The organism is Pseudomonas sp. B1(2018), assembly GCF_003097365.1.
Taxonomy (GTDB): Bacteria; Pseudomonadota; Gammaproteobacteria; order Pseudomonadales; family Pseudomonadaceae; genus Aquipseudomonas; species Aquipseudomonas laurylsulfatiphila.
Window position 1 is genome coordinate 1 of sequence record NZ_PYUK01000041.1, and the last position, 3595, is coordinate 3595.

Here is a 3595-nt window from a genome sequence, read left to right on the forward strand (position 1 = left end):
TCGAGGCTCCATCGTAAGTATGCGTCTTGCATTCCTCAAAAAAGGAACTTCGTCATTAGACGGTTCCACATTATCAATTTTGATGACAGCCTCATCGGCTAAATTGGTCGACAGCAATTTATTGGCTATTACGTTAATCGTGGCCATGCCCTGGGCAGTCAGCTGCAATTGAAAGATACCGCTTTTGTTGTTCGCCCCGGTGACACGCCATTCATGGGTTGTACGAGGGTCATCGAATGCCGGTTCACTGCTCAAATCAGTCGGTAGAAGAGGACTGGTCGCCGTACGTTTCAGCGCTATTGGGTAACCCGCGATTGGACTGCCGGATTTGGGGATCAACTCCACGTCCTTGGCCTGCCCCCTGAAGAACACGGAACCACCGGAAGGTATGTTTTGCCCTCCGATCCTGACCTCGACTTCATCGGCCAGGTTGCTTGATAGCAACTTGTTGGCTGTTACGTTAATCGTGGTCATGCCCTGGGCAACTATCTGCAATTGAAAGATGCCGCTTTTGTTGTTAGCCCCGGTGACACGCCATTCATGGGTTGTACGAGGGTCATCGAATGCCGGTTCACTGCTCAAATCAGTCGGTAGAAGAGGACTGGTCGCCGTACGTTTCAGCGCTATTGGGTAACCCGCGATTGGACTGCCGGATTTGGGGATCAACTCCACGTCCTTGGCCTGCCCCCTGAAGAACACGGAACCACCGGAAGGTATGTTTTGCCCTCCGATCCTGACCTCGACTTCATCGGCCAGGTTGCTTGATAGCAACTTGTTGGCTGTTACGTTAATCGTGGTCATGCCCTGGGCAACTATCTGCAATTGAAAGATGCCGCTTTTGTTGTTAGCCCCGGTGACACGCCATTCATGGGTTGTACGAGGGTCATCGAATGCCGGTTCACTGCTCAAATCAGTCGGTAGAAGAGGACTGGTCGCCGTACGTTTCAGCGCTATCGGGTAACCCGCGATTGGGCTGCCGGGTTTGGGCTCCAACTTAACGGTCCCAGGCTGCCCCCTGAAGAGCACGCCACCACCGGAAGTCGCGTCTTTTCCTCCGATCCAGACCTCGACCTCATCGGCCAGGTTGGTCGACAACAATCGACAGATCACCGGCATGGACTGTTCCACTTGGGGAACGTCAATCAGCAATTCAAACAAACCGCTTTGAGTAGCCCCACCCGTCACACTCCATTTCAAGCCCGCCTCGGTGAGAGGATGCAGTTCTTCAAGAGGCGGGTCGTAGATCATACCCAACTCACCACCACTGCCTTTTTTAAGCGCGACATCCAACCCAATCAACGCGCTTTCAGGCTTGGGGATGAGCTCTATTGTGTAGTTACCTGCACGAAAGAACAGAAACTCAGGCTGAGTCAGGTCAACCGGCTCTCCGTTGACCTTCAGCGACTCAATCTCATCGGTGGTGATTTTCGACATCACCCGACTTTCAATGGTCAAAGGCGTCTCGACATCGGCACAAACCACCTGCAACTCGAACACGCTGCTGCGATCACCGCCGGTCACTTGCCATTCCAGCTTCAGGTCATCCAGAATTTTTCGAGGGGCCTTGAGAGGCGGGTTATAGGTCATGCCCGGGCTGCCCGTTTCGTCAAGGAACACGTACAACCCGCGCATTGACTCTGCAAAGGTCACCGTAAGCGTACGGGTTTCCTCGCGAAAGAACACCGCGCCGAAGTCAGAAATTTCGACACCGTTGACCTCTATACTTTTCTTTTCATCTTTCAGCTCCTTTGAAAGCACATGTCCGATGATGTCCCAGTCGCGTTTGAGTTTCGAGCAGTGCATCTGAAGTTTAAACAATCCGGATTTCGCTCCGGTAATAGCGAGATTCCAGTAATGGCTGCCCCCCTCCATTGACCACTCAGTCTCTAAGTCAGGTGTAAAAATGATCCCCAGCGCTTTAGCATCCGCAGATTTCAGGGAAACCATGGAGTCTTTGAGCAACAAATTTTCATTTAACAGTCTCACCATCATCAATGATCCACGCGGGCAAACAACACCTCGATCGACTACATCGGACTCGTCTTTGCGGTTTACCTGCAACACCGCATCGTTGCCCCATGGCGTAACGGCCAGCGCATGCACGGGCAACTCTTTACGGAAATAGCCTTGCTCGTAATACAAGCTGGGCACGGTGACATTGATCAGGTGGCGACCTTCTTCTGATGGCTTGAAGTTGTAGGGCGTGACCCAACCCGATGGATCAGGATCAGCCGCCTGCAGGTCTTGTTCCCCCAGCTTCCATTTCGCCGCAAATGGCATGGCCTCTTTTGTGTAGTAAGAGACCTCCCGTGCCTTGAGCGTGGTTTCTTCACCGTACTCAATCACCTGAAACTGCTCGTGGCCGCTGGCCTCGACAAAATCAATCCGGTGGTGTCCCAACGACACATCGACCTTGTACGCGGGCGACGTGAACTCGGTCTGGGCCCACAACTGGAACGCTTTCACCGGCACATGGGCGGGCTGCGTTGGGCAGTCGACGGTCCAGGTAGCGCCCTGCTCGTCGAACGTTTGATAGTCCGCGATGGCAGGGGTGGTAGTGACGGGCAATGCAGGTTCAGCAGAATTGCGATTCAGGCTGACACCCTGATTGATCCATGGGCTGTCGGCCTCAGCCTTGAGCGTAAACTCATGCTCAGCGCCGTGGCAGAAATACAGCGGCCCAACCGCCATCACCCCAGAATTGCGATTACTCGCCATAACGACATCTCCCGATCATTGCTGTGTAGTTGAAAACATGTGTTTTCACTATCTGAAAAATGTTTGCTGACGCCTACTGTCAAAAATGACAGCGAGAAAGATCGTTCGGCGATAAAAAACAAGCGCTGACATCAATTTTTATATAAAAACATCAATGCAAGACCGCGCCCATCAGAAGCGCCGCAAGTTCACTTCGTTTGAGGCGTCCACGTGATCGTCTCCAGGTGCAAGCTTGAAGCGTCCGTTGTAATGCGTTGTCGCCAGGGTTGACCAAGACCAAGTTTGCTTCGGCGTTGATGAAGAATGAGGCGATCTTGAATACGGTGCTTCAGCAGATCCCGCTCAAGCGCGTGGCCGATCCAGGCAAGATGGCGGGGGCGGTGCCTTCCCTCGCCAGCGATGCTCCCGCTATACCATCGCGGTTTCGTTGAAGGTGGATGCTGGCTGGGTGTTTTGAATGAAAGAGAGGCAGCCGGTTGGCTGCCTTTTAGTTTCAACTGCGATGAATAATTATTAAGTGTCCTGCGGATTATGATTATCCCACTCCGCATTCACCAACTGTCTCCATGATTGCTCCACTCATTATCAAATCGCAGACCCAGCATTTACACTAACAAATACAAGCGTCATTTCGACAGACAAGAAAGCCTTAACCACGTCTCAATGGGCGCGACACCGCCATACATTACAACCAACTCGAACCGCCCAGTTCCATTACGAGCCGTGACATCTCAATACTGACTAGTGTCTCAATTCTAATCGGCTGACAACACAGTACAAGAGATTTCCCAAGCCTGGGCAACGTCCTTACTCAGCAACGTATCATTTTTATATAAACTTCAGGGACCCGCTGCGAACCACACACTGTCTTCGGCAC

At 52.4% G+C, this 3595-nt stretch carries 1 protein-coding gene and 1 pseudogene; one reads left to right on the plus strand and one right to left on the minus strand.

All coding sequences use genetic code 11. From position 1 onward, the window contains the following. On the minus strand, positions 1-2718 hold a 2718-nt coding region (locus tag C9422_RS31905), incomplete at its 3' end, for a hypothetical protein (protein WP_116583429.1). 239 nt (positions 2719-2957) lie between these two features. Here C9422_RS31905 and C9422_RS31910 point away from each other — a divergent pair. Beyond that, positions 2958-3175: pseudogene (locus C9422_RS31910) on the plus strand (SDR family oxidoreductase); the annotation flags it as partial. Between the last annotated feature and the right edge of the window lie 420 nt (positions 3176-3595).